General features: G+C 62.8%; 22 protein-coding genes and 1 pseudogene. 7 read left to right on the forward strand and 16 right to left on the reverse strand.

The window, feature by feature from the left end:
• The first annotated feature begins 52 nt into the window (after positions 1–52).
• From ACFOJ9_RS21470 to ACFOJ9_RS21490, 5 genes are all read left to right on the forward strand, one after another.
• On the forward strand, positions 53–943 hold the full coding sequence (locus tag ACFOJ9_RS21470; RefSeq protein WP_378981085.1) for a LysR family transcriptional regulator: 891 nt from the start codon (positions 53–55) through the stop codon (positions 941–943).
• Between the two features lie 115 nt (positions 944–1,058).
• Positions 1,059–1,244: a hypothetical protein gene (locus tag ACFOJ9_RS21475; protein WP_378981086.1), complete on the forward strand. Its 186-nt coding sequence runs from the start codon at positions 1,059–1,061 to the stop codon at positions 1,242–1,244.
• Between the two features lie 141 nt (positions 1,245–1,385).
• Positions 1,386–1,631, forward strand: coding sequence for a DUF982 domain-containing protein (locus tag ACFOJ9_RS21480; RefSeq protein WP_378981088.1), 246 nt, complete (start codon positions 1,386–1,388; stop codon positions 1,629–1,631).
• Positions 1,632–1,690: 59 nt separating this feature from the next.
• Positions 1,691–2,692, forward strand: a complete 1,002-nt coding sequence (locus ACFOJ9_RS21485; protein ID WP_378981090.1) for an aldo/keto reductase — start codon at positions 1,691–1,693, stop codon at positions 2,690–2,692.
• A gap of 302 nt (positions 2,693–2,994) precedes the next feature.
• Positions 2,995–3,429: an FKBP-type peptidyl-prolyl cis-trans isomerase gene (locus tag ACFOJ9_RS21490; RefSeq protein ID WP_378981091.1), complete on the forward strand. Its 435-nt coding sequence runs from the start codon at positions 2,995–2,997 to the stop codon at positions 3,427–3,429.
• 142 nt (positions 3,430–3,571) lie between these two features.
• Here the strand turns inward: ACFOJ9_RS21490 and ACFOJ9_RS21495 are convergent, their stop codons facing one another.
• The 5 genes from ACFOJ9_RS21495 to ACFOJ9_RS21515 form a co-directional block, all read right to left on the reverse strand.
• Positions 3,572–5,611 carry an ATP-binding cassette domain-containing protein gene (locus ACFOJ9_RS21495; RefSeq protein ID WP_378981093.1) on the reverse strand — a complete coding sequence of 680 codons (2,040 nt, stop codon included), beginning with the start codon at positions 5,609–5,611 and terminating at the stop codon, positions 3,572–3,574.
• Between the two features lie 258 nt (positions 5,612–5,869).
• Complete coding sequence (locus ACFOJ9_RS21500; protein ID WP_378981094.1) at positions 5,870–7,222, reverse strand: HipA domain-containing protein; 1,353 nt, start codon at positions 7,220–7,222, stop codon at positions 5,870–5,872.
• A complete protein-coding gene (locus ACFOJ9_RS21505) occupies positions 7,222–7,680 on the reverse strand; it encodes a helix-turn-helix transcriptional regulator (RefSeq protein WP_378981095.1) in 459 nt (152 codons plus the stop codon). Before ACFOJ9_RS21505 ends, ACFOJ9_RS21500 begins: the two co-directional genes overlap by 1 nt.
• 497 nt (positions 7,681–8,177) lie before the next feature.
• On the reverse strand, positions 8,178–10,166 hold the full coding sequence (locus tag ACFOJ9_RS21510; protein WP_378981097.1) for an AI-2E family transporter: 1,989 nt from the start codon (positions 10,164–10,166) through the stop codon (positions 8,178–8,180).
• An 89-nt stretch (positions 10,167–10,255) separates the two neighbouring features.
• On the reverse strand, positions 10,256–10,426 hold the full coding sequence (locus ACFOJ9_RS21515) for a hypothetical protein (RefSeq protein ID WP_378981098.1): 171 nt from the start codon (positions 10,424–10,426) through the stop codon (positions 10,256–10,258).
• A 172-nt stretch (positions 10,427–10,598) separates the two neighbouring features.
• Between ACFOJ9_RS21515 and ACFOJ9_RS21520 the strand changes: the two genes are divergently transcribed.
• Positions 10,599–10,829, forward strand: a complete 231-nt coding sequence (locus ACFOJ9_RS21520) for a hypothetical protein (protein WP_378981100.1) — start codon at positions 10,599–10,601, stop codon at positions 10,827–10,829.
• On the opposite strand, the pseudogene ACFOJ9_RS21525 reads toward ACFOJ9_RS21520, so the two are convergent.
• From ACFOJ9_RS21525 to ACFOJ9_RS21570, 10 genes and pseudogenes are all read right to left on the reverse strand, one after another.
• Positions 10,826–11,320, reverse strand: a pseudogene (locus ACFOJ9_RS21525) (IS1 family transposase); the annotation flags it as partial. The gene ACFOJ9_RS21520 and the pseudogene ACFOJ9_RS21525 sit on opposite strands and share 4 nt — an antisense overlap.
• Positions 11,321–11,442: 122 nt before the next feature.
• The gene (locus ACFOJ9_RS21530; RefSeq protein ID WP_378981102.1) at positions 11,443–11,877 is read right to left on the reverse strand and encodes a hypothetical protein; all 435 of its coding nucleotides are present in this window, start codon (positions 11,875–11,877) and stop codon (positions 11,443–11,445) included.
• 243 nt (positions 11,878–12,120) lie between these two features.
• Positions 12,121–12,885 carry a slipin family protein gene (locus tag ACFOJ9_RS21535; RefSeq protein WP_378981104.1) on the reverse strand — a complete coding sequence of 255 codons (765 nt, stop codon included), beginning with the start codon at positions 12,883–12,885 and terminating at the stop codon, positions 12,121–12,123.
• Entirely contained in the window at positions 12,882–14,261 is a 1,380-nt protein-coding gene (locus ACFOJ9_RS21540) for an NfeD family protein (protein ID WP_378981106.1), read from the reverse strand. The genes ACFOJ9_RS21535 and ACFOJ9_RS21540 overlap by 4 nt, the downstream gene beginning before the upstream one ends.
• Before the next feature lie 169 nt (positions 14,262–14,430).
• Entirely contained in the window at positions 14,431–14,790 is a 360-nt protein-coding gene (locus ACFOJ9_RS21545; RefSeq protein WP_378981108.1) for an SPW repeat protein, read from the reverse strand.
• Positions 14,791–15,007: 217 nt separating this feature from the next.
• A complete protein-coding gene (locus ACFOJ9_RS21550) occupies positions 15,008–15,355 on the reverse strand; it encodes a DUF4279 domain-containing protein (protein WP_378981110.1) in 348 nt (115 codons plus the stop codon).
• A gap of 124 nt (positions 15,356–15,479) precedes the next feature.
• Entirely contained in the window at positions 15,480–16,541 is a 1,062-nt protein-coding gene (locus tag ACFOJ9_RS21555; RefSeq protein WP_378981112.1) for a D-alanine--D-alanine ligase family protein, read from the reverse strand.
• Positions 16,542–16,564: 23 nt separating this feature from the next.
• The gene (locus tag ACFOJ9_RS21560; RefSeq protein ID WP_378981114.1) at positions 16,565–17,182 is read right to left on the reverse strand and encodes a C39 family peptidase; all 618 of its coding nucleotides are present in this window, start codon (positions 17,180–17,182) and stop codon (positions 16,565–16,567) included.
• A 445-nt stretch (positions 17,183–17,627) separates the two neighbouring features.
• The gene (locus ACFOJ9_RS21565; protein WP_378981116.1) at positions 17,628–18,143 is read right to left on the reverse strand and encodes a hypothetical protein; all 516 of its coding nucleotides are present in this window, start codon (positions 18,141–18,143) and stop codon (positions 17,628–17,630) included.
• Between the two features lie 239 nt (positions 18,144–18,382).
• Positions 18,383–18,811 (reverse strand): VOC family protein, encoded by a 429-nt coding sequence (locus ACFOJ9_RS21570; protein ID WP_378981118.1) that lies wholly within the window; start codon positions 18,809–18,811, stop codon positions 18,383–18,385.
• Positions 18,812–19,196: 385 nt separating this feature from the next.
• Between ACFOJ9_RS21570 and ACFOJ9_RS21575 the strand changes: the two genes are divergently transcribed.
• Positions 19,197–19,451, forward strand: a complete 255-nt coding sequence (locus tag ACFOJ9_RS21575) for a hypothetical protein (RefSeq protein WP_378981120.1) — start codon at positions 19,197–19,199, stop codon at positions 19,449–19,451.
• Positions 19,452–19,474: 23 nt separating this feature from the next.
• On the opposite strand, the gene ACFOJ9_RS21580 is transcribed toward ACFOJ9_RS21575, so the two are convergent.
• Positions 19,475–20,674, reverse strand: coding sequence for an aminotransferase-like domain-containing protein (locus ACFOJ9_RS21580; protein ID WP_378987933.1), 1,200 nt, complete (start codon positions 20,672–20,674; stop codon positions 19,475–19,477).
• Positions 20,675–20,718: the final 44 nt, after the last annotated feature.

Raw genomic sequence — 20,718 nt, forward strand, 5'->3', positions numbered from 1 at the left:
ACAGTCAAACAGGCCGAAATTTTAGACGCACCGTCTCACTGGTGGAACACTCATGGATCTTCTGGCCCTCACCGATTTTAACCTCGTTGCCCGCCATGGTGGTTTCGGCAAAGCGGCAAGAGCCACCGGCCGGCCCAAGGCAACCCTGTCGCGGCGCGTCGGAGACTTGGAGAGCAGCCTTGATCTGCGCCTGTTTGAACGGGGTGCGCGTAACCTGAAGCTGACCGAAGAAGGACGGGCGCTCTTCGAGCGGACGGGGGCCTTGCTTGCCGAGCTGGACGAGACGGCTGCGGCGATAGCCTCGGGCGGTCAAAGACCCAAGGGGAGACTGCGGATCAGCGCACCCATGCTTTTTTCTCAGACCGCAATGGGGAGGATCGCCGCGGGGTTTGCCCTCAAATATCCGGAGGTGAGGCTTGAGGTGACGACAGAGGACCGGCAGGTGGACATGATCGAGGAAGGCTACGATCTGGTAATCCGGGTCAATCCGGATCCCGACGAAAGCCTGGTCGGACGGGCGTTTCTCCGCGACCGCCTGGTCGTCGTGGCGAGCCCTCACCTTCCACGCACGACCGGTGGATCCGGCGCTCCCGGGGTTGCGCGCGGGGCAGGCGAACGGCAAACATGGCATGTGAAGACACAAGGTGGCCGGTCGACAATCAAAATCGAGCCGGTCCTTGCTTTGTCGACGCTCATCATGGTCAGGGATGCGGTGCGAGCCGGGGTCGGTGCAGCACGTCTTCCCATTTCGTTGGTGGCCCACGATTTGGCTGACGGCACGCTGGTAAATTGGGGCGATATTGACGGCCCAGAGATCGCTCTATGGACGCTCTACCCGTCTCGGCGGCTGCTCAGCCCGCGCGTTTCGGCGTTCCTGGATTTTCTGAAACAGGCCTTCCCAAACGGGACGCCGGACGAGCTGGCCGCCTATATTGGCAGGTGACGCCCGGCCGCTTTCGCCGGCAAGGACCCCTTATCTTTTTTGGGCGGAACTATTTTTCCGGTGGAACAAGTTGAACTGACGGAAATTATCCTGTCACTTACAAGAGGAGGACGTCGTGAAAGACTTGCGCAGTCTCCTTGCCGAACTGTCAGCCAGTTGGCTCAAGCGCCGCAAGGCGCAAGCGCCCACTACCGTGAACACGGTCAAAGCCGCACCCCGCACCGCCCAGCAAACGACGAAGCAGCGTGCCGCCCACAAGCCCAAACCACCGCCCACCCGCGACGTCGCCTCGAACATGTGAGTGACGCCGAACCGGGCGTCTCTCGATGTGGATGGTTCGTTGAAGAACGCCCGTTTCGGGCCTCTCACGCCAGATTGATTGGCATCGACGAAACCTTGAGCCGCCAAACGCGTTTATCGCTTCAGTTCAGTCGAGGTTCCGATGCAAACTGCATGGTTCTCCAAGCCCGTGGCGGTGTCTGTCGGTGTCACCGGTTCCATCCGCCATCTGTCCAACACACAGCAGGCCATTGAATTGCTCACCACACATTGGCGTGACGCCGGCAGTCCAAAACACCAATCGGCATTGCGCGCCTGCCGCCGGGCGACCAGCGGCGAAGTTGCCGCCGATATCGCCAGGTCGGCGCTTGTCGAAGCGGCGCGTGAAGCCCACATCCTTGTCGAGTAAGGCGTGTCGATAAAATCGGCCAACGCCATAGTCCCTGCACCCCGCCGGAGAGCGCATCAATGACCCTGAAAACACGCAAGCTCGGCAGCCAAGGGCTGCAGGTCTCGGCCATCGGCCTCGGCTGCATGGGCATGAGCCAGTCCTACGGCCCGGCCGACGAGGCCGAATCCACCGCCACGCTGCACCGCGCCATCGAACTCGGCTGCACCTTCCTCGACACCGCCGAGGTCTATGGCCCGTATACCAACGAGGCATTGCTCGGCCGGGCATTGAAGGGCAAGCGCGACCAGGTGACGATCGCCACCAAATTCGGCTTCCGCATCGAAAACGGCAAGCAGTTCGGAACCGATAGCCGGCCTGAGCATATAAGCGAGGTGGTGGAAGCCTCGCTCGGCCGGCTCGCCACCGACCATATCGACCTGCTCTACCAGCACCGCGTCGACCCGGCGGTGCCGATGGAGGATGTCGCGGGCGCCGTCGGCGAGCTGATCGCGCAAGGCAAGGTGCGGTTCTTCGGCCTGTCGGAGGCGGGTGCGGCCAACATCCGCCGGGCGCATGCCGTGCATCCGGTGTCGGCGGTGCAGAGCGAGTATTCGCTGTGGGAGCGCAATCTGGAGCCGGAGATCATCCCGCTGCTTAAACAACTCGGCATCGGCCTGGTGCCGTTCTCGCCGCTCGGCCGTGGTTTTCTCACCGGCGAGGTCAAGCGCGCGGAAGACTATCCCGAAGGCGATTACCGCCGCAACGACCCGCGCTACCAGGGCGAAAACTACGACGCCAATGTCGAGGCAGCCGCCAAGGTGCGCGACATCGCAGCGGCCAAAGGCGTCAAGCCCGGCCAGATCGCGCTGGCCTGGCTGCTGCACAAGGGCCCCGGTTTCGGTGTGGACATCGTGCCGATCCCCGGCACCAAGCGGATCAGCTACCTGGAGGAGAACGTCGCCGCCGTCGCGATCAAGCTCGATGCCGCCGAAATGGCCGCGCTCGACGACGCGCTCGCGCCAGGAAAAATCTCCGGCCCGCGCTACACCGAGCGCGGCATGGCGATGGTCGACCGGTAGGGCGCTGGAGCGATCCGGAAAATGGGAACCGGTTTTCGGAAAAGACGATGCTCAGTCAAAACGCGATCAGCTTGCTGCCACCAATGGCCGAGATGGTCAGAAGCCCACACCGGCACCGAATAGGTGGCGGCGAACGCCAGCGGGTCATATCCGCGGGAGCTCAATCGGCATTTTGGGTTTACATCGGCGGCCAGGCACCTAGTTCTAGGGTTTCGCGCCGTGCACCTGAGTGCAGGGCTGACCGAGAACGGGACCGTGAAACCCCAGCCGGCCCCTCAAAAACTTCCGAAAGGATGACTGCTATGACACAGGCCAAGAATGGCGACACCGTGCGCATCAATTACAATGGACGCCTAGTCGACGGCACTCAATTCGATTCTTCCGGCAGCGAACCGCTGCAGTTCACGCTGGGTGAAGGACAGGTGATTTCCGGCCTTGAAACCCATGTCGAGGGTATGGAGGTGGGCGCGAGAAGCACCGTCACCGTTCCCGCCGACGCCGCCTATGGTCCCCACCGCCCCGAAGCAGTCGTGACCATCGAACGCGCCAAGGTGCCAGACAACATCAACGTTGATATCGGCACGCGATTGCAGGTCAGAACCCGCGACGGGCAACCCATGCCGGTAACGGTTGTCGAAGTGGACGATGCCAGGGTCAAGCTCGACGGCAACCATCCGTTGGCCGGGCAGGATCTGGTGTTCGACGTTGAACTGGTCGAGATCGTTCAGGCGGCTTAGCTATCCATGCGGCCAAGGCCGCGATGGCTATGATTTCGGGTGACGCGCTTCCGCCGGAGGTTTCGGCGGCGCGTCGCCTGCGCCCTGCTTTCCGCGTTTAGGCGATCGCCAAACCAGGCGGCTCGGTGGCGTAGATCGAAGCTCACGCTTGCCTTTTGTTGCGCGTGCCGGAGCCCCACAAAGCGCGCCTGAGCAGGTTCCGCTTGCCCTTGCGCTGGACGAGATCGACATCGCTGACAAGCTTGGCCCCACCCTCGCGCCGCTCCAGGGTGATCTTGCGGCTATGGAAGGCCTCCAGCTCTGCGCGATGCGCCACACTGATGATGGTGACATCGGGCAATTCGCGGGTCACCGTCTCCATCATCTTGTCCTGGCTCTTCTCGTCCAGCGCCGAGGTCGCTTCATCCAGCACGACAATGTCGGGGCGATGCAGCAGCAGGCGCGCGAAGGCGAGACGCTGCTTTTCGCCGCCCGACAGCGTCTGGTCCCATGGCGCTTCTTCCTTGATCCTGTCGGCAAGATAAGCAAGGCCCACCTTGTCGAGGGCGGTCTTGATCTGTTTGATCGTCCACTTATCCGCCGCCGCAGGATAGGCGACCGCGCGGCGCAGGGTCCCCGAGGGGATATAGGGGCGTTGCGGCAGCATGAACAGACGCCTGCCGGCGTGGAAATTGACGCCGCCGCCGCCCCACGGCCACAGGCCCGCAATGGCCCGCACCAGCGTCGACTTGCCTGAGCCGGATTCGCCCGCCACCAGCACCCGCTCACCCAGTTCGATCGCAACCTCGGTCTCCTTGACCACAGAGGTGCCGTCGTCCAGCGTGACCGAGAGATTGTCGAGGCTGAGCATCGCACCGTCATCGGTTTCACCTCGGTTGATGCGCCCGAGCGCGTCGCTCTGCTCCGCACGCTCGAGCCCGTCGAGCGACATCATCAGCGAGGCTATGCGCCGCGCCGAGGCGTTCCAGTCGGCAAGACGCGGGTAGTTGTCGACCAGCCATCCGAACGCGCCTTGCACGATGCCAAAGGCAGACGCTGCCTGCATCACCTCGCCAAGCGTCATTGAGCCTTCGAGGAATTTTGGCGCGCACAGCAGGATCGGCACGACCGGCGCAAACAGGCTCGATCCCTGCGACACCGCCGCCGTGCGCATGTGCTGGCCGGTCAGCAGCGCCCATTGCCTCAGCACATGGCCGAAATTCCTGTCGATGCCGCTGCGCTCCTCCTCCTCGCCGCCCAGCAAGGCGATGCTCTCGCCGTTTTCGCGCACGCGCGTCAGCGTGTAGCGCAGTTCGGCCTCCGCCTGGTTCTTCCGCTCGGAGAGCTGGACGAAATTGCGGCCGATGACCACCATCGAGGTCGAGGTGATGGCGGCATAGATCATCGCGGTGATGACCAGGAAGCCGGGAATGGTAATGCTCTCGCCGCCGATCGGTAGGGTGAGCACGCCGCCGATGGTCCACAGCACGACGATGAAGGTCGAGGCCGACAGGAACGCGTTGAGGACGCCGGCGATGAAATCGACCGGCGACTCGGTGGCGATACGCAGATCCTCGGTCATGCGGGCCTCGGGGTTCTGGTGGTCGCCGCCGACGAGGTTCAGTTGGTAATAGCGGCCGCTTGCCAGCCAGCGCGCAATGACCGCGGTGGTCAGCCAGGAACGCCAGCGGCGCTGGATCGTCATGCGCAGGTAGACCTGCGCGACGACAAGGCTGCCGCTGCAGATCACCAGCGGCACGAATACGGCGCTGAGGAAATACACGCTGCGGGCGTTGCGCTGCTCGAGGGCATCGAACATCGAGCGGTTCCAGACATTGATGCCATACCGGAAGCCGATATTGATGCAGATCAGCAGCAGCACCCCGATCGTGAACGGCCAGGCGAGCCGGTCGCCGCGCCGGCTCCAGTAACCGCGCGCGCTGATCCAGAAACGCCGCAGCAAGTATCGCTTGCGCGCCTGCTCGGCCTCCTCAGGCGTCAGTTCTGGATCGGGTTCGACGGCATCCGGCGGCGGCGCGGCCTGGCCGTCGACCTCAGGCGCGGCTTGGTCGGCCTCGGGCGCGGCATGGCCGTCGGCCTCGGGCGCGGCTTCGATAGCCGATGCCTTTTCCTGGCGCGACTTTTGAGCGCCGCGTGGTTTGGCGCCATTCACCCGTTTCGGCTTGGATTCGACCCCGGACATAAGGGCGGTAACGGCTTAAAAATCAAAAGGTTTCATGATGCCCGTTCGAGATCCAGCAGCCACGCTCTTCTGGAGTTGCGGCGCCGCACGGTCTCGCCCAGGGCGCTCGCGGCCTCTGGCCACGGCCCGCCCTCGCACTCGGCCAAACGTACTCGATGAAGCTTTCATGGCGACCGTATACGGAGCCATGCTTGCCGCCCGGGCGTTTGAGGAGCCGGAGCGGGCAATGCTGTCGCTTCTTGCGGGGCCGGCCGGCTCTCAGCTCATCAGCCAACCGCCGGCTCGGTCGAGAAACGCGTCCCGCTGTTCCACCGCCGCTGGCGCGGCCAGCCCGAACGCCGCCGTCAGCGTGCCGATGTTCGACGCAATGAGATCGGCGAAGCGCTTCATGTTCCGCTTGTCGAGGCCATTGAGCTGCCGCGCCAGGGATGCAGCAATGTCGACCGTATGGCCGGCACGAATACGTTTGCGCGCGGCAGCGCTTTCGATACCTAGCGCTTGCAGGAAGGCCGCGAAATCATCAGCGGTGATCGCCGCCAGCCTGTCCGCCGCGCCGATCCTGAAGGCCAGTTCTTCGGTCAGGTTGGCGTCGAGCCGTGTCGGCAGCAGGTCGTAGCGTGGCGCCATGCGGATGCGCCCGCCTCTATCGTGAAGAAGGGCGAAATTCTTGGCGTGGCCATCGGTGTTGCCGATCATCAGATCGAACAGCGTTGCCTTGATGAAGATATCCTTCTCGCCGGCCGGATCCGCCGTCGCCTCGAGCACGCGGCGAATGGCCGGCGTGTCGAAGCAGCGGCCGGGCGTTCCGCGCCGCTCGTATTTCAGCGCCGCCGGCAGCCCGAGCGCCTGGGCGAAATCCTCCTGATGGATGCGCACGATCCGTCCGTCGCCGGTCAGCGCCCTGTCGAACCGGGTAATCAGCAGCGCCTCCATCTCGCCGAAAGGCATAACCGTGGCGTCGGTCGTGTCGAAGCCGAGCGCCCGCGAGAGCGAGAGCGCCTCGGCCTCGTCGCGGGCATCGTGGAGATGACCCTGATCAGCGACTTTCAATATATGCGTGGTCGGTGCGCCCGAACCCGGCCGCGGTTCGGCGAAGGAGCCGTCGGGCAGGTAGGTCAGCGCGATCTTGCTCTGCACCCCGGCCAGCGGCGACGGGTCGGCGGTGCCGTCCGGCAGGCGGCGATGGCGGTGCAGCGCATCGACGATGTCGACCATTCGCTCCATGCCGATCCGAACATAGTCGCTGCCATAATCTCCGGGCAGCTTGACCGGTGGGGCTCCGGCCGGCAGCACCGACAAGGCGCCGGCGCAGTCCTTGCCGAGATGGAACAGCAGGCCGGCGATATCATCGCGGGCGAGACCCTCGCGGGCCATGATATCGGCCAGCGCACCATCACGTTCCTGCAGCAGATTGTCGAAGAACGGCCTGGCGGCGACATCGCCATAGGGCTCGTCGGTCAATGGTAGCGACAAGGATAGGGCGACAGCCTCGGGATTGGCGACATAGTCCGGCCGATAGGCGTAAGCGATCCCGCCATTGTCGTCGCGCGCCAGGATGCCGACCGGCTCGCTGAATCCGTCGAGCCGGACGTCGAGTGTCAAAGCATCCATCAGCGTTCCCGGGCGACGAGCACAATGCCGGCGGCATTGGTGACCTTCAGCACCTTGCCCAGTTCCAATGTCGGCTTGCCGTTCTCCAGTTCCGACAGGAAGCGCCGGCCGACCCCGGCGAGGTCGGCGAACGCCTGCTGCGAAAAATCCCGCCGCTCACGGACCGCACGCACCAGCCGGCCGAGGTCCGCCGGCGACGCGATGGTGGCGAGTTCGGCCTCGGCCTGCCCCTGCGCATCGGAGCCGAGCATACGAGGCAGCGTGACCCGAACTTCGGGCGCAAGGGCTTTGATCTTCATCCCTGTCACAGGAACGATGACGTTTGCCCCGCCCGGGTCCAGTGCCTTACCCACATCGCCCTGCTCGGCGAACCCGGCTTTTATGCCGGCATCCGCGGGATCGGATCGCGCGGCGCGGCGCGCAATCTCGATGGCATTTGGCGGTACGGTCGTCGGCATCTGCGTGGCTTTGGTCCTGAGTTCCGATCCCGATCGGGAACATAATCTCTCCAAAGGCCAAATACAAGCCATTTTGCTACCGATCGGGATCAGAACTCAGGAAGATTGGATACCGTACGGGAACAGAGATGCATCCTGATGCCCACAATCTCCACAGTGATCCCGAGCGGGAGCAGGACACAATATGCTTTGTCGTCATCGGTGCCTAGTGCATGTCGCCCAAAAGTGGATCCGGTTTTGGGGACAACGACATGCATAAAAACAAAGACCTAACAGGCTGTTGAAATTCGATTTTCGACCCCTCGGAGGAGGTTGAATCCACCTGAGCTGAGTCAGAAAATCCAACGTTTTCAGTAGGCGAATTTGACTGCCGTTCGCCCTGAACGAGCCAAATCGCGAAAATCGGCCTCCCGGGCCGACTTTTTCAACAGCCTGCTAAAGCGCGTCGCATGAATCCGTTTGGCCGCGACGCGCTTTAGAACGAGGCGAAGGCCGACCTAACTCGCCGCCGCTGTCGCAACCTTTTTGGGCGCCGCCCGCTGTCGCCGCATGCGGCGTTTGGCGATGAGCTTGAGGGCAACCGGCGGCTCGTTTGACAGCGCGCCCACCGCTGCGTCCACCATGCCATGCGCCACGAAATCCGCGTTGATGTCATGGGCCAGCTTGGCCGCCGTTTCCTTGTCCTCAGCAGCGGTCTCCGACCAGAACACGATCCCCACCCGAAGTGCGGCCTTCATACGCTTCAGCCGGCGAACCAGAAAGCGGGCGTGCTTGACGGAATCCCGGTTCAGGAAGCCGACCACGACGGTGTCGACGGTGTCGAGTTCGAGGCGGCGAATATTGGCGGGTTCCATATCGGCAAAGCCGGCCTTCGACACCGTTGCGCCCTGGACCTCCAGCACCTGCGCCAGCATCGCGGCGGCGGCATCGTCGAGCTCGCCGCGCCCGCCGGCGCAAAGCACGGACATATCCGTGCCATCCGGCAGCTCGGTCTCGTCCTCGCCACTGGGATCACTTTGGTCGCTCGCCTCCCCGGCCACGTGCGGATCCTCCTCCGCGCCCGCCTCCTCCTGCGCGCTGTCGTCGAGATTGGCCACCAGCGTCAGGGCACTGGCCGCCACTTGCCGCCGTTGCAAGTCGCCCATGACGCCGCGCACACGGTCGCGTTCTCCCAGCAGAAGGGCCGGAATGGCGACCTTGTCGTAGAATTCGACCAGATATTTCTCCTCCAGCATCTCCTCGGCGTGGTCGGTGGCTTCTTCCGGATCGGCGGCCAGCAGCCGCTGGTACAGGCGCGCATGGGGTTCGAGCACCGGCTCGTTGCCGAACAGCACATCGAGGAATTCAAACTGCGGCACGTGCCTGCCCAGCACCACCAGGCAGACGGTGAGCGGCGTCGACAGGATCAGCCCGAGCGGCCCCCAGAGCCACGTCCAGAAGATCGCCGCGACGATGATCGCCAGCGGCGACAGTCCCGTTCGCGAACCGTAAAGCCAGGGTTCGATGACGTTGCCGGTGATCAGCTCCATCACCACGAACAGGGCGGCCGTCCAAAGGACCAGCGACCAGCCCGGCGCCACGGCCAGCGCCAGGAACAGCGGCAGCAGCATGCCTATGGCCGGGCCGATATAGGGAACGAAACGCAGCGCCAGCGCCAGCAGCCCCCACAGCAGCGCATTCGGAATGCCGAGGATCCAGAGCCCGATCGCGATCGGTACGGCGTAGACGATGTTGACGACCAATTGCATGAGCAGATAGAGGCCCACCCGCTTGCCGGCATCCCGAAGCGCCTCGGTGGTGCGGTGGAGGTCGCCGTAACCGACAAGCCGGATGAAGCGGTCGCGCAAATCCTCCCTCTCGAGCAGCATGAAGATGACGACGACGATGATCAGCCCGGCCGACCCGAGCGGGCTGATCAGCGGCCCGACTATGTTCTGCAGGACCTCGAGCGGTCTTTCGCGCGCGACGATCTCGACGGGCACCGGCTCACGCGGCGGCTTTTCCGGCGTGACGGCCGGCAGCGAAGCGTCCTGCCTGTCGATCTCCTGACCGATACGCTCGACCACCTGGCTCAATCTGGCAACGATCCCTCCCCCGACCCCGGTTTCCTTGAGCGAACGGATCTTGGCCAGGATGTTGGTCTGGTAGACGGGGATGTTCTGCGCCAGTTCGCTGACCTGCGTGGCGACAATGAAGGAGAACAGGGCAAGGGCCGCGAAAGCGCCCAGAACGCTGGCGATGACGGCGGCAATCCGGGGGATGCCGACCTTTCTGAGCGTCGAGACAAGCGGCGCGAGCGCGAAGGTCAGCAGCAGCGCGATCGCGATCGGCAGGAAAACGTCTCGCCCGAAATACAGCGCCGCCACCGTCGTGACGGTGGTTGCCACATTGGGCAATGAGGTTCGCGGGCGGGGCGCGGCGGCGGAAAGCATGTCCCCCAGCCCTTCAGCCGGAGACGTCATGCCGTTTCGACGATTGGCCGCCACTCGATGTCTCCCCTGCCAGCCGCCATGATCTGATATATTGAGCCGGCGTGCAACTTTAGCCAGTGATGGGTAGTGGGTCAGTTTGAAATTTAGCGTCGGCCAGACATAATGCGCGCTTCCCGCAATAGCGATGACCAATTGAGCCCAAGGATGGCGATAAGCTCGCGGGTTTGCGCTTCGGTTATGCCGGCTTCATCGACCAGACGACGCACGACAGAATCGTCCGGCTTGCTAGGCGCTTTGCCTTGTTCGTCAGTCATCATCATGTCCGTCCCTTGACGACCCAACGACAGGGTAAGGACATGGTTCCTTGGCGGGAATTGACTCGCTAATCCTGTCCGAAAGCGTACAATCCCTTCGTCGCTCGATCTAGCAAGGCAACGAGCGCTTGAAAGAGTCGATCACGCTTTCGCCCTAACAGGGAGACGCGCGATGACCTATCGTGGCACAGCCGACGAGATGCAGTTGGCAACACTCACCAGGATTTTGGACGATTATTGCGAGCAAGCCGGGATTGAAGGCTCGCACCTTGCGCGGGAGCATCTAGCACGTCGCCTGATCGCTCTTTTCAGCGGCGGCATAGACAGTCCAGACGATATCCGGATGGCTCTGGACAACATCGCCAAGGACTTGAAACCCGATCATATGCCGAGAAACGGCTAGTCGCTAAGCTTTTTGTAAGGTCCACGAACCATTGGCTTCTCGGCTTCCTTCGCTTCGATAAGCGCAACGATGTCCGCTATTTCCCAAAGCTTACCGGTGACGCCAGCGGCCATTGCCGGGGTAACGCGAAGCGTCGCATGAATTCGCACAAAATTGTAATACATGAAGTGTAGGGCGACCGCGTTTGCGTGAGCCTCCACCTTCTTGGAAAAGCCATTGGTCAGGCGCGTGAAGCGGCGCATGTGCATCCGCATGGTCGGGTTCTGGCGCTCTGCAAATGACGTGCTGACGTGCTTGATGTCTGGATTGCCTTCGATCCGTTCTTTCCGCGCACCAGTGCATTCGGCGGGGCTATAGCGGCCCTTGGCGCTGTCAGGCGAAGTGCCATACAGCTTGATCAACATCGCGTAGTCGATGTCGCCGCCGAATGCACCTTCGACCGCCTCTAGGTACCTGTGGCCATCGCTGGTCAGCTGGACGCGATTGACAAGCGGCACCATCCAGAACAATCGATAGGAGGCGGAGAGACCCGCTGCCGCCTCATCGTTCTTCAAGCACTCGTTCAGCCTCGCTCGACACCGTGCGCGATGTTTGCCAGCCTGAGCATCGGCCTTCAGTGCAGAAACGTTCCTCGCAGCCACGCGAAGAAACCGGATCTTCCCGACATTGCCGCGCGGACACGCGATGCGGCCCATCGTGCCGGCATCGTGGCGCCGACATGGCAATGGCAGACGATGTCGTGGAGCTGCCAATCGGTCAACTCGAAGAAGCGTTTGGCCTCACCGTAGGTATCCGCCTTCAAGCCCAGCGCGCGAAAGATCGGATCTTCGAAAGCAACTGTGATCGGTGATCCCGCGGAATGCATTCTTTCGCGCATCTCCACGGATTGGTGCTCGGTCCCCGTCAGCGCCCCTAGGCACCTGTTGGGATTTTGCTCCAGAAGCCGCGCCCAGCGTTCGAGACGTTCGCCTCGAGTCGCGACAAGATAGGTTGCCTCGGCGTGGACGTCGGCAACGGCATGCAGTTGGTCAACCGTTTGATGCTTCACGGACGCCTCCTATTCAGCAGCTGAATTCGCTCCAGCCTTGAATGGAATTATGGCGCTCCGTGAGGTCGGCAAGACCCGGAAATGCACGCTACGACGATTCATTTTGGGCGGCTTGGCTCCATTCCGAAGCACAGGTCGCGAGCGCGCGGTCGGTCGGGCGATGAGTTCGTGCGCCAGGATTATCGCAGAGCACGGTCGGGGAACCCGAAACAGGCGATGCGGCTGCTCAGGCACGAGGCCGGGTCACTTGGCCCCGTCCGGCTTTCTGTTGAAGATCGTGAGCAGATCCACCGGCAGCGGGAACACCACCGTCGACGAGCGCTCGCCGGCGATGTCGTGCAAAGCCTCGAAATAGCGCAACTGCATGGCCTGCGGCTCCGCCGCCAGCATCTTGCCCGCCTCGACCAGCTTGGCCGCCGCCTGCTGCTCGCCCTCGGCATTGATCACCTTGGCGCGCCGCAGCCGCTCGGCTTCGGCCTGCTTGGCAATGGCGCGGATCATGCTCTCGTTCAGGTCGACATGCTTGATCTCGACATTGGAGACTTTAATGCCCCAGGCATCGGTGCGCTGGTCGAGGATCTCCTGGATGTCGTTGTTGAGCTTGTCGCGCTCGGCCAGCATTTCGTCGAGTTCGTGCTTGCCGAGCACCGAGCGCAGCGTGGTCTGCGCCAGCTGATTGGTGGCGGCCATGAAGTCCTCGACCTGGATGATCGCCCGCTCGGCGTCGACGATGCGGAAATAGAGCACCGCGTTGACCTTTACCGAGACGTTGTCGCGCGAAATCACGTCCTGCGGCGGCACGTCCTGCACCACCACCCGCAGATCGACCTTCACCATCTGCTGGATGAAGGGGACGAGGATGATGAGACCGGGACCCTTGACCCCGGTGAAGCGGCCGAGCGTGAAGACCACACCGCGCTGATATTCCCTGAGGATGCGGATGGCCGCGGACAGGAACATCATCACCACCAGCGCAACGATCAGATAGGCCACATAACCGATCATCATTGTCTTGCTCCATTCCTTCCCGCATCGCGCCGCCGCACCGTCAGCACGAGGTCCCTGATGTCGGTCACCTCGACGCTGTCGCCCGGTGCGACGGGTTCGTCGGCCTTCGCCCGCCAGCGCTCTCCCTGGGCCAGCACATGGCCCTCGCCGCCCTGCCAGTCGAGGATCTCGGCCGGTAAGCCGCGCATCGCCTCGCCGCCGACGCGCGGCAGGCTCCTGCGCGCCGCCCAGAGATAGGTGCCGGTGAGCAATGCCAGGCCGAGCGTGACGGTGGCGGCGGCGCCGGTCACGGCCCACGACACCTCGAAGCCCGGACCTTGGGTCTCGAGCAGCATGGTGGAGCCGAGCAGAAAGGCGGCCACACCGCTGAGCCCAAGCACGACGGTGGGATTGAAGGCCTCGATGACGAGGAAGGCGATGCCGAGTAGCATCAGGGCAAGGCCGGCATAGTTGATCGGCAAGAGATTGAGCGCATAGAGGCCGAGCACGAGGCAGATGGTGCCGATGACGCCGGGCGCCACCGCGCCGGGGCTGGTGAACTCGAAGATGATGCCATAGACGCCGATCAGCATCAGGATGATGGCGACGTTCGGATCGGTGATGACGGAGAGCAGCCGGATGAACCAGCCGGGCTCCAGCGTCTCGACCGGCAGCCCTTTCGTCGCCAGCACGTGCTTTTTGCCGCCCACGTCAACGGTGCGCCCATCGGCCAGTCGCAGCAGCTCGGTGGTATCGCCGGCGACGAAGTCGATAACATGTTCCTGCAGCGCCGCATTGGCCGACAGGCTCGCCGCTTCGCGCACGGCTTTCTCGCCCCAGTCGCCATTGCGCCCGCGCAGTTCCGCGAGCGAGCGGATCAGGGCGACCGCGTCATTGGTCACCTTGGCCATCATCGCGTCGCCCGCCGGCCGCCCGGTGGCGTCCTTCTCGTCCTTGTCCTTCTTGTCCTTGTCGCCGCCGGGAAGCGACGGCAGCCCGCCCATCTCAACCGGCGTCGCCGCACCCAGATTGGTGCCGGGCGCCATCGCCGCGACATGGGTGGCGTAGAGGATATAGGTTCCGGCGCTGGCGGCATGGCCACCGGCCGGCGCGACATAGCCGATGACGGGAACGGGCGAGGCAAGGATATCGGCGATCATCTCGCGCATCGAGGTGACCAGTCCACCTGGCGTATCGAGCTGAAGGATGACAACTTCGGCGCCCCGCGTGGCGGCTACATCAAGCGCTTCCTCGAGCTGCCTGGTGCTTGCTGGTCCGATGGCGCCGTCAATGGCGACGCTCAGCGCGACCCTCTCGCTCCCGGCCGAAGAGAAGGGAGAAAAGACAGCTGCGGCGACGAAGGCCGCGGCAACAAGGGCCACCCGCGCGAAGGTCACGCTCAAAGCTCCCAGGGCAGGATATGGGACCCAATCCTACCGAAATCCGCGGTCGCAGGCCTGCAAGCCGGCAACCCGGCTCCGCACGGCCTGGACGACAAACGCATGGGGCGTATATTCAAATCCGGAGGAGCCCGCCGCTCGCGCGCCGGGCCCCACCCTTTACCGGTCACGCATGCGCGTGCGGATGACGGAAGTCCCAGACGGCCCAACCTGATGCGGCAACCACCAGCACGCCGAGAATGACGTGGGTGCCCATCGCGTACCCGTTCGCCACGAAATCGAGAAGCCAGGGCGAAACGATCAGCCAGAGCCCGAGAACGATACTAACCCATTCCTCCCACTCGGCGAATGCGGCAAGCGTCGCCAGAGCCATGACGCCCAGCACGACGCCAACAATCCAGGCGTTCCATGCGGGAGCGGTTTCAGCAGCGAAGCCGATTATCCAAGGTGAGATGAACAGGCAGATGGCAAGGACCAGATTGAGCCAGTCCTGGCCCTTCTTACCTTCTATGAGTGTATTAGCCATGACAACCTCCATAGATGAAGCTTGACCAAAGCGTTAAGTTCGCGTGCAACGCACGCTCAATCATTGATGTAACTACGCTTCACATGGCCTTCAAGACCTGGCTAATGAAGAGCCTCAGCTTGGCGTAGGCCACTTCCCAGCGCCACTCTGCTCCCGAATGGGATCAGAGCGCCGCATTTCTGGCTAGCGCGTGCTCGATCAGCACGTCGTAACCGACCTAGTCGAAATACTCGATATCAAAAGTGGCGCCCAGATCGCCGATGGTCTTTATCGTGCCGCTTTCGAAAAACATCGGAAGCACCTCTTTCGATTCAGCAATGGCCAGCGCGACCGAGACCTTTATGACGCCTTGTTGGCTGAGGCTGCCTATCGTGGAGACAAGGCCTTCTACTCTCTTGAGAACGCTCGCCACAGCGACATCGAGATCGACCTCGCCCTCAAACCTGCATTGCAGACTCCACCCATGCCTGCGGGGCGTTTCCCGAACCGGGTTACGCAGGCTTCCTTTCAAAACCGCATGGTCCGGTTCCATCGCCAGCTGCTTGGAAATCTCGGCTGCGGACAAGTCGTCTGACGTAATGGATAGAAATGAGGTTATTCGACTCATCGGGATTCAAGTTCCGGGCTTGGGGGTAATCTTGGTATAATACTGATAATCCGGAGTACGGCCAATGCTACGCCTGCCGGGATCAGCGCGCCGCATGCCTCGCCAGCGCGTGCTCGATCAGCACGTCGATGGTCTGGCTGTAGCCGATGCCTGACGCCGCCAGCGCCTTGGCGTACATCGAGATGTCGGTGAAGCCGGGAATGGTGTTGACCTCGTTGACCAGCAGGCTGCTGTCGGCGCGCAGGAAGAAATCGACGCGCGCCATGGCTTCGCAACCGAGCGCCTGAAAAGCCTGCCGCGCCATCTCCCTGGCCCTGTCGGCGACAGCGGCCGGGACATCGGCGGGCACCTTGACCACTGCCCCGTCGGCATCGAGATATTTGGCCTCATAGGTGTAGAAGCCATGCTTGCCGGCCGGGATGATCTCGCCGGGCAGCGACACCGTCAGCGTGCCGTCGGCCCGCTCCAGCACCGAGAACTCGATCTCGCGGCCTTCGACGAACTCCTCCACCAGAACCTTGCTGTCATGCCGGAAAGCCGCCTCGACGGAAGCCGTGAGGCCGGCGCTGTCGGTTGCCTTGCTGACCCCGAAGGATGAGCCCTGACGCGCCGGCTTGACGAACACCGGCAGGCCGAGCTTCGCCGCGACATCCTCGAACGACACATGCTCCCCGCGTCGCAAGGTCAGTGAGCGGGCAACCGAAAGCCCTGCCTCGCGCATCAGCCGCTTGGCGATCTCCTTGTCCATGGCGGCGGCCGAGGCAAGGATGCCGCAGCCGACATAGGCGACATCGGCGACTTCCGCGTAACCTTGCACCGACCCATCCTCGCCGAACGGTCCGTGCAGGACGGGAAAGACGACATCGACGGAGCCAGGCTGTACGCCATCGCGCGACACGGCGACCAGCCTGCCCTTGCCGCCGGGCAAAAGCGCAACCTCCATGCCGTCCTCGGATGCCGGCGCCCCTGCACCTTCATCGAGTTGTTGCAGCAGCCATCTGCCGCTTCGGGAAATGGCGATCGGCACGATGTCGTAGCGCGTCCGGTCGATCGCCTTCAGCACATTGGCGGCCGAAAGGCGCGACACGTCATGTTCGGCCGAACGCCCGCCATAGAGGATGGCCACTCTTGTCTTTTCCGTCATCGAAATCCCTCAACTGTCAAAGATCAAATGGCGACGGCAATGCCGCGATTGGCAAAGAAGCGGTCGAAATCGGCTGGCGCCAACACTGCGTTTGCCTGTGTGGCACTGGTATGGCCGGATGGATTGTGGAAGCGGAAACCCTTGTCCGACGTCGCGGTGACCAGCACCAGATGGCCACCCTTCGACGGCGACTCGCGCTCGGGCCAGCGGATCGAGCTGCTGACCGAAGCGATGAAGAAGCGCTGCCGCTCCAGGATCGCCGGAATGTCCGCTGTCGCGACATTGGTCATCACCTCGGCCTGGAGCCCAAAAACCTCTTTCACGAAGCTGACGAAAGGCGCGTAGATCAGCCCCTTGATCGATGCCTCGTTGACGACATAGCCGCCATATCCAGTGCATTGCCTGGCGAGTTCGATCGTCGGCACGATCTCGCCGCGCGTCGCCAGGATCATCTTCAGGCAGGCCATGCCGCAGATGTTGGCGGCCCAGACCGCGTACTCATCGAGTGTTTCCGCACCCGACGCCTGCCACAGCGGATCGCGCCGCAGCGCTACCTCGGCGCCGTCGGCAAGCACGGCCGTGGTCATGTCTGGCGTTTCCCACTGGCTGAAAAACGGCACGGTTTCAGGCAGCGGGCTCATGCGACTCCTCGGGCAGATAACGCCATCTCGTATACGGGGATACGAGATGGATGAAAAGCCGCTTAGAGGGCTGTTTCGAAATTCGCTCTGGTAGCGCTGCAAGAGGATGTCATCCTCTGTTTCGGTCGACCTTCACTGACATACGGCCGAAGCCTCCCCGCCTTCGTCATCCACGGGCGGAGCAGGAGCGAAGCTCCGTCGCGGAGACCCGAGGATCCTGCCGCGACCTTAACCATAGAGTGCAGCGGATCAGAATTCTGCACCGTGGCGCGCACTCAGAAGTCGCGGCATGGATCCTCGGGTCTGCGCCGCGTCGCTGCGCTCCTTGCTCCGCCCGTGGATGACGAAGTCATGGGCGTTCCGCCAAATCACCAAGGCAAGCGGCGCATCAACGCAAGCGATCCGTCAAAACTACTGTGCAGAGGTACCAGCCGCTTAGCGCCGCTTACTCGGCCTTCGTCCAGCCGAAAACCAGCCAGGCATATTTCGACTTTTCGTCGGGTTCGGCAGTGTAGGTCATCTGCATGTCGCCGTCCTTGGCGTAGATATCCAGCCTGGGCGCCGTTTCCAGCTTGAGCCATGCCGAACTGTTGCTGAAGGACCAGGTTCCGCACCAGACACAGGCCCCTGACGTCGGGTCACCGGGCTGATGGAAATTGTAGCGGCCGTCCGCCGTGATCTCCAGATAGTCGAACGCGCCGTAAAACGCGGTCACCGTCTGCTGGAACTCACTGGCGGCCGCTTCCTGTTCCGGCGTGGGCGCATCCTTCATATCGCGCGGCGGCCGGATGGCTCCACCGTTCAGTTTCCATTTGCCGACAAAATCCTTCTGGGTCGGAAGATAATCCTCCTGAGCTTGCGCCGACGATATATAAGCAACAGGTAATATATAACCCATACCCATGGTCCCGATCGCAAACAAAAGCGCGACAGCACAGGTCGCCTTGGTTGGGTATTGCATAAAAAGTATTTCTCCGATGAGGTAAGGCGATCTTTATTGAGAGATTTGTGGCGCACGTTGCTTCGATACCGATTCCGCCCGCCATTTGCACGGGTAGCATCGGGGCCACCAATCTGGCAACGCAAAGCAGCGTCTCTCCAGCATCGCCCATAGCGCAGCGGCCCGGCACCGACTCGGTGAGCACCCAAGCGCACAAAGCCGTCATTTGCGGACCAGCATCACCGGAAGATCAGCACACCTCAGAAGGTGATCTTCACCGAAGGAGCGCTGCGTGTATGCGGACCGTGATGGACGGCCTCGATGTTGTTGCCGTCCGGATCGAGCAGGAAGGCGGCGTAATAGCCGGGATGATAGGGCCGTTCGCCCGGCGCACCATTGTCCTCGCCGCCGGCTGCGAGCCCGGCCTTGTAGAAGGCGTCGACCATGGCGTGGTCCTTTGCCTGGAAGGCCAGATGATGGCGGCCGGTGAGTTTTCCCTGTGCGGCCCGGCTGTCGGCACTGGAGACGAACAGCTCGTCGGCCCAGAAAAAGTCGTCGCCGATACCGCCTATCGGGACATCGAGCACCCGGAAGATCGCCTCGTAGAAACGTTTGCTGGCGGGAAGATCCCTGACCACCAGTTGGATGTGATCAATGAGCCGGCCGCGATGCAATTCCTGGGTTTCCATGAAAACTCCTCCTCGTGAGGCTTTCGAATTTAGGTCCGGACAGGACGCCGTCAATTGTGGACGCTTGCCAGCCGCCACCCTTACCGCAAGCCCAGCCCATATAGCTCCAGTCCGTCTTTCAAACAAAAAGCCCGCCGGGAGGGGGGATCCAGCGGGCCTTTGGAAAGCAGATATCGAGCTTTCAGATGTCTGAGGGGGGATCAGACGTGGTGAGAACTTTTGTTGGCCGCAGAGGTTCCACCCTTACAAAAAGAAGATTGCCAGCGAGCCGCCGAAATCCAGGGAATTCAAGCGGTGGAGGCGATTTCTTTTCGCAGGCTCTCCCTCCCTGCTGGAACTTTCCGCTCCCAACCGGGTTTTGTGGCGCGGCTGGGAGGAATTGCGATTGGACTGTTTTCAAAGGCTCGAAGCGCTGGTCGACAGTGCCGATGGCGACGGCATCGAAGAAGCGAACGCTTTGCTGCGTCGTTTCAAGGGCAGATCAGAGAAGGTCGCTGCGGCCATCGACGAGTTCATGCTCGACTTCATGACATTGGTCTTCATCGTAGAAACCGGCGAGGAAGGTTTCGAAAAACCGCTTCGCAAACTGGCTCGCACCAGGCTTTCCGATCTCAAACACCTGGTGAGCGTGTCAGCGTAGAGTGCCCGACGTCCGGCTCCGGCCTATCCCTTCAGGATGGCGGCCAGCCTTGGAATGCCTTCGCTCACCGCGCGCCGGTCGGCGAGCGTGAACGACAGCCGCAGCGTGTTGCGCCCGGTGCCGTCGGCATAAAAGGCGCTGCCAGGCACGAAGGCGACGCGCGCTTCCTTCACCGATCGCGTCAGCAACGCGGTGGCATCGGACCCTTCCGGCAGAGTCACCCAGACGAACATGCCGCCTTCCGGACGGCTCCAGGTCACGCCTTCCGGCATGTTGGCTTCCAGTGCCGCGACCAGCCCATCGCGGCGCTCGCGATAGGCGCCGATGAGTCTTTCCACTTGGCCGTCGAACACCGCTTCTGCGACGCGATGCATCACCACCTGGTTGATCGACGGGCTGTGCAGGTCGGAGGCCTGCTTCATCAGCACAAGCTTCTCGACGATGTGGCGCGGCGCGCACACCCAGCCGACGCGCATGCCAGGCGACAGGATTTTCGAGAACGAGCCGCAATAGAGCGTGCGCGCCTTGTCGATAGAGCCGCAGCGCGCGCAATCGAGCGCCAGGATCGGCGGCTCGCCGTCGCCGTCATAGCGCAGCGCGCGATAGGCGGCATCCTCGATGACGGCGATGTCGAGTTCGCCGGCAAGGTCGAGCACCGCCTCGCGCTGCTGGCGGTTCAGTGTATTGCCGGTCGGATTGGCGAAATCCGGCACCAGATAGGCGAATTTGGCTTGACCGCCGTTTGCCGCCGCCGCCGCGCGATAGGCGTCGGGCGTCATGTTACCGCCGTCCACCGTCAGCCGCTCGTAGCGCGGCTCATAGGCGTTGAAGGCCTGCAGGGCGCCCAGATAGGTCGGCCATGTCACCAGCGCGGTATCGCCCGGCGACAGGAACAGTTTGCCGAGATAGTCCAGCGCCTGCTGCGAGCCGGAGGTGATGAAGATGTTGGCCTCGTCGCAGGCAACGCCGAGCTTGCCCATCTGCCCGGCCAGCCAGCGCCGCAGCGGCAGATAACCTTCCGAGACCTGGTACTGCAGCGCCGCACCCGCCTCCGCGCCGCCCAGCAACGAAGCATAGGCGTCGCGGATCGCCTCGACCGGGAACAGCGCCGGATCGGGAATGCCGCCGGCAAACGAGATGATGTCCGGCTGGTCGAGCAGCTTCAGTAGTTCGCGGATTTCGGACGCCTTCATGCGCGACGAGCGCGAAGCCAACAGGTTCATAAGGGTCACGACACGCCTCCCCAGACGCAGCAATATAGGTCAAC

The organism is Mesorhizobium cantuariense, assembly GCF_042647205.1.
GTDB classification, from domain to species: domain Bacteria; phylum Pseudomonadota; class Alphaproteobacteria; order Rhizobiales; family Rhizobiaceae; genus Mesorhizobium; species Mesorhizobium cantuariense.

Excerpts from the sequence above, each read along its gene's own strand:
- ACFOJ9_RS21470 (WP_378981085.1), top strand. The coding sequence starts at position 53 with ATGGATCTTCTGGCCCTCACCGATTTTAACCTCGTTGCCCGCCATGGT.
- ACFOJ9_RS21480 (WP_378981088.1), top strand. The coding sequence starts at position 1,386 with ATGCAAACTGCATGGTTCTCCAAGCCCGTGGCGGTGTCTGTCGGTGTC.
- ACFOJ9_RS21485 (WP_378981090.1), top strand. The coding sequence starts at position 1,691 with ATGACCCTGAAAACACGCAAGCTCGGCAGCCAAGGGCTGCAGGTCTCG.
- ACFOJ9_RS21490 (WP_378981091.1), top strand. The coding sequence starts at position 2,995 with ATGACACAGGCCAAGAATGGCGACACCGTGCGCATCAATTACAATGGA.
- ACFOJ9_RS21495 (WP_378981093.1), bottom strand. The coding sequence starts at position 5,611 with ATGTCCGGGGTCGAATCCAAGCCGAAACGGGTGAATGGCGCCAAACCA.
- ACFOJ9_RS21500 (WP_378981094.1), bottom strand. The coding sequence starts at position 7,222 with ATGGATGCTTTGACACTCGACGTCCGGCTCGACGGATTCAGCGAGCCG.
- ACFOJ9_RS21505 (WP_378981095.1), bottom strand. The coding sequence starts at position 7,680 with ATGCCGACGACCGTACCGCCAAATGCCATCGAGATTGCGCGCCGCGCC.
- ACFOJ9_RS21515 (WP_378981098.1), bottom strand. The coding sequence starts at position 10,426 with ATGACTGACGAACAAGGCAAAGCGCCTAGCAAGCCGGACGATTCTGTC.
- ACFOJ9_RS21520 (WP_378981100.1), top strand. The coding sequence starts at position 10,599 with ATGACCTATCGTGGCACAGCCGACGAGATGCAGTTGGCAACACTCACC.
- ACFOJ9_RS21535 (WP_378981104.1), bottom strand. The coding sequence starts at position 12,885 with ATGATGATCGGTTATGTGGCCTATCTGATCGTTGCGCTGGTGGTGATG.
- ACFOJ9_RS21545 (WP_378981108.1), bottom strand. The coding sequence starts at position 14,790 with ATGGCTAATACACTCATAGAAGGTAAGAAGGGCCAGGACTGGCTCAAT.
- ACFOJ9_RS21555 (WP_378981112.1), bottom strand. The coding sequence starts at position 16,541 with ATGACGGAAAAGACAAGAGTGGCCATCCTCTATGGCGGGCGTTCGGCC.
- ACFOJ9_RS21560 (WP_378981114.1), bottom strand. The coding sequence starts at position 17,182 with ATGAGCCCGCTGCCTGAAACCGTGCCGTTTTTCAGCCAGTGGGAAACG.
- ACFOJ9_RS21565 (WP_378981116.1), bottom strand. The coding sequence starts at position 18,143 with ATGCAATACCCAACCAAGGCGACCTGTGCTGTCGCGCTTTTGTTTGCG.
- ACFOJ9_RS21570 (WP_378981118.1), bottom strand. The coding sequence starts at position 18,811 with ATGGAAACCCAGGAATTGCATCGCGGCCGGCTCATTGATCACATCCAA.
- ACFOJ9_RS21580 (WP_378987933.1), bottom strand. The coding sequence starts at position 20,674 with ATGAACCTGTTGGCTTCGCGCTCGTCGCGCATGAAGGCGTCCGAAATC.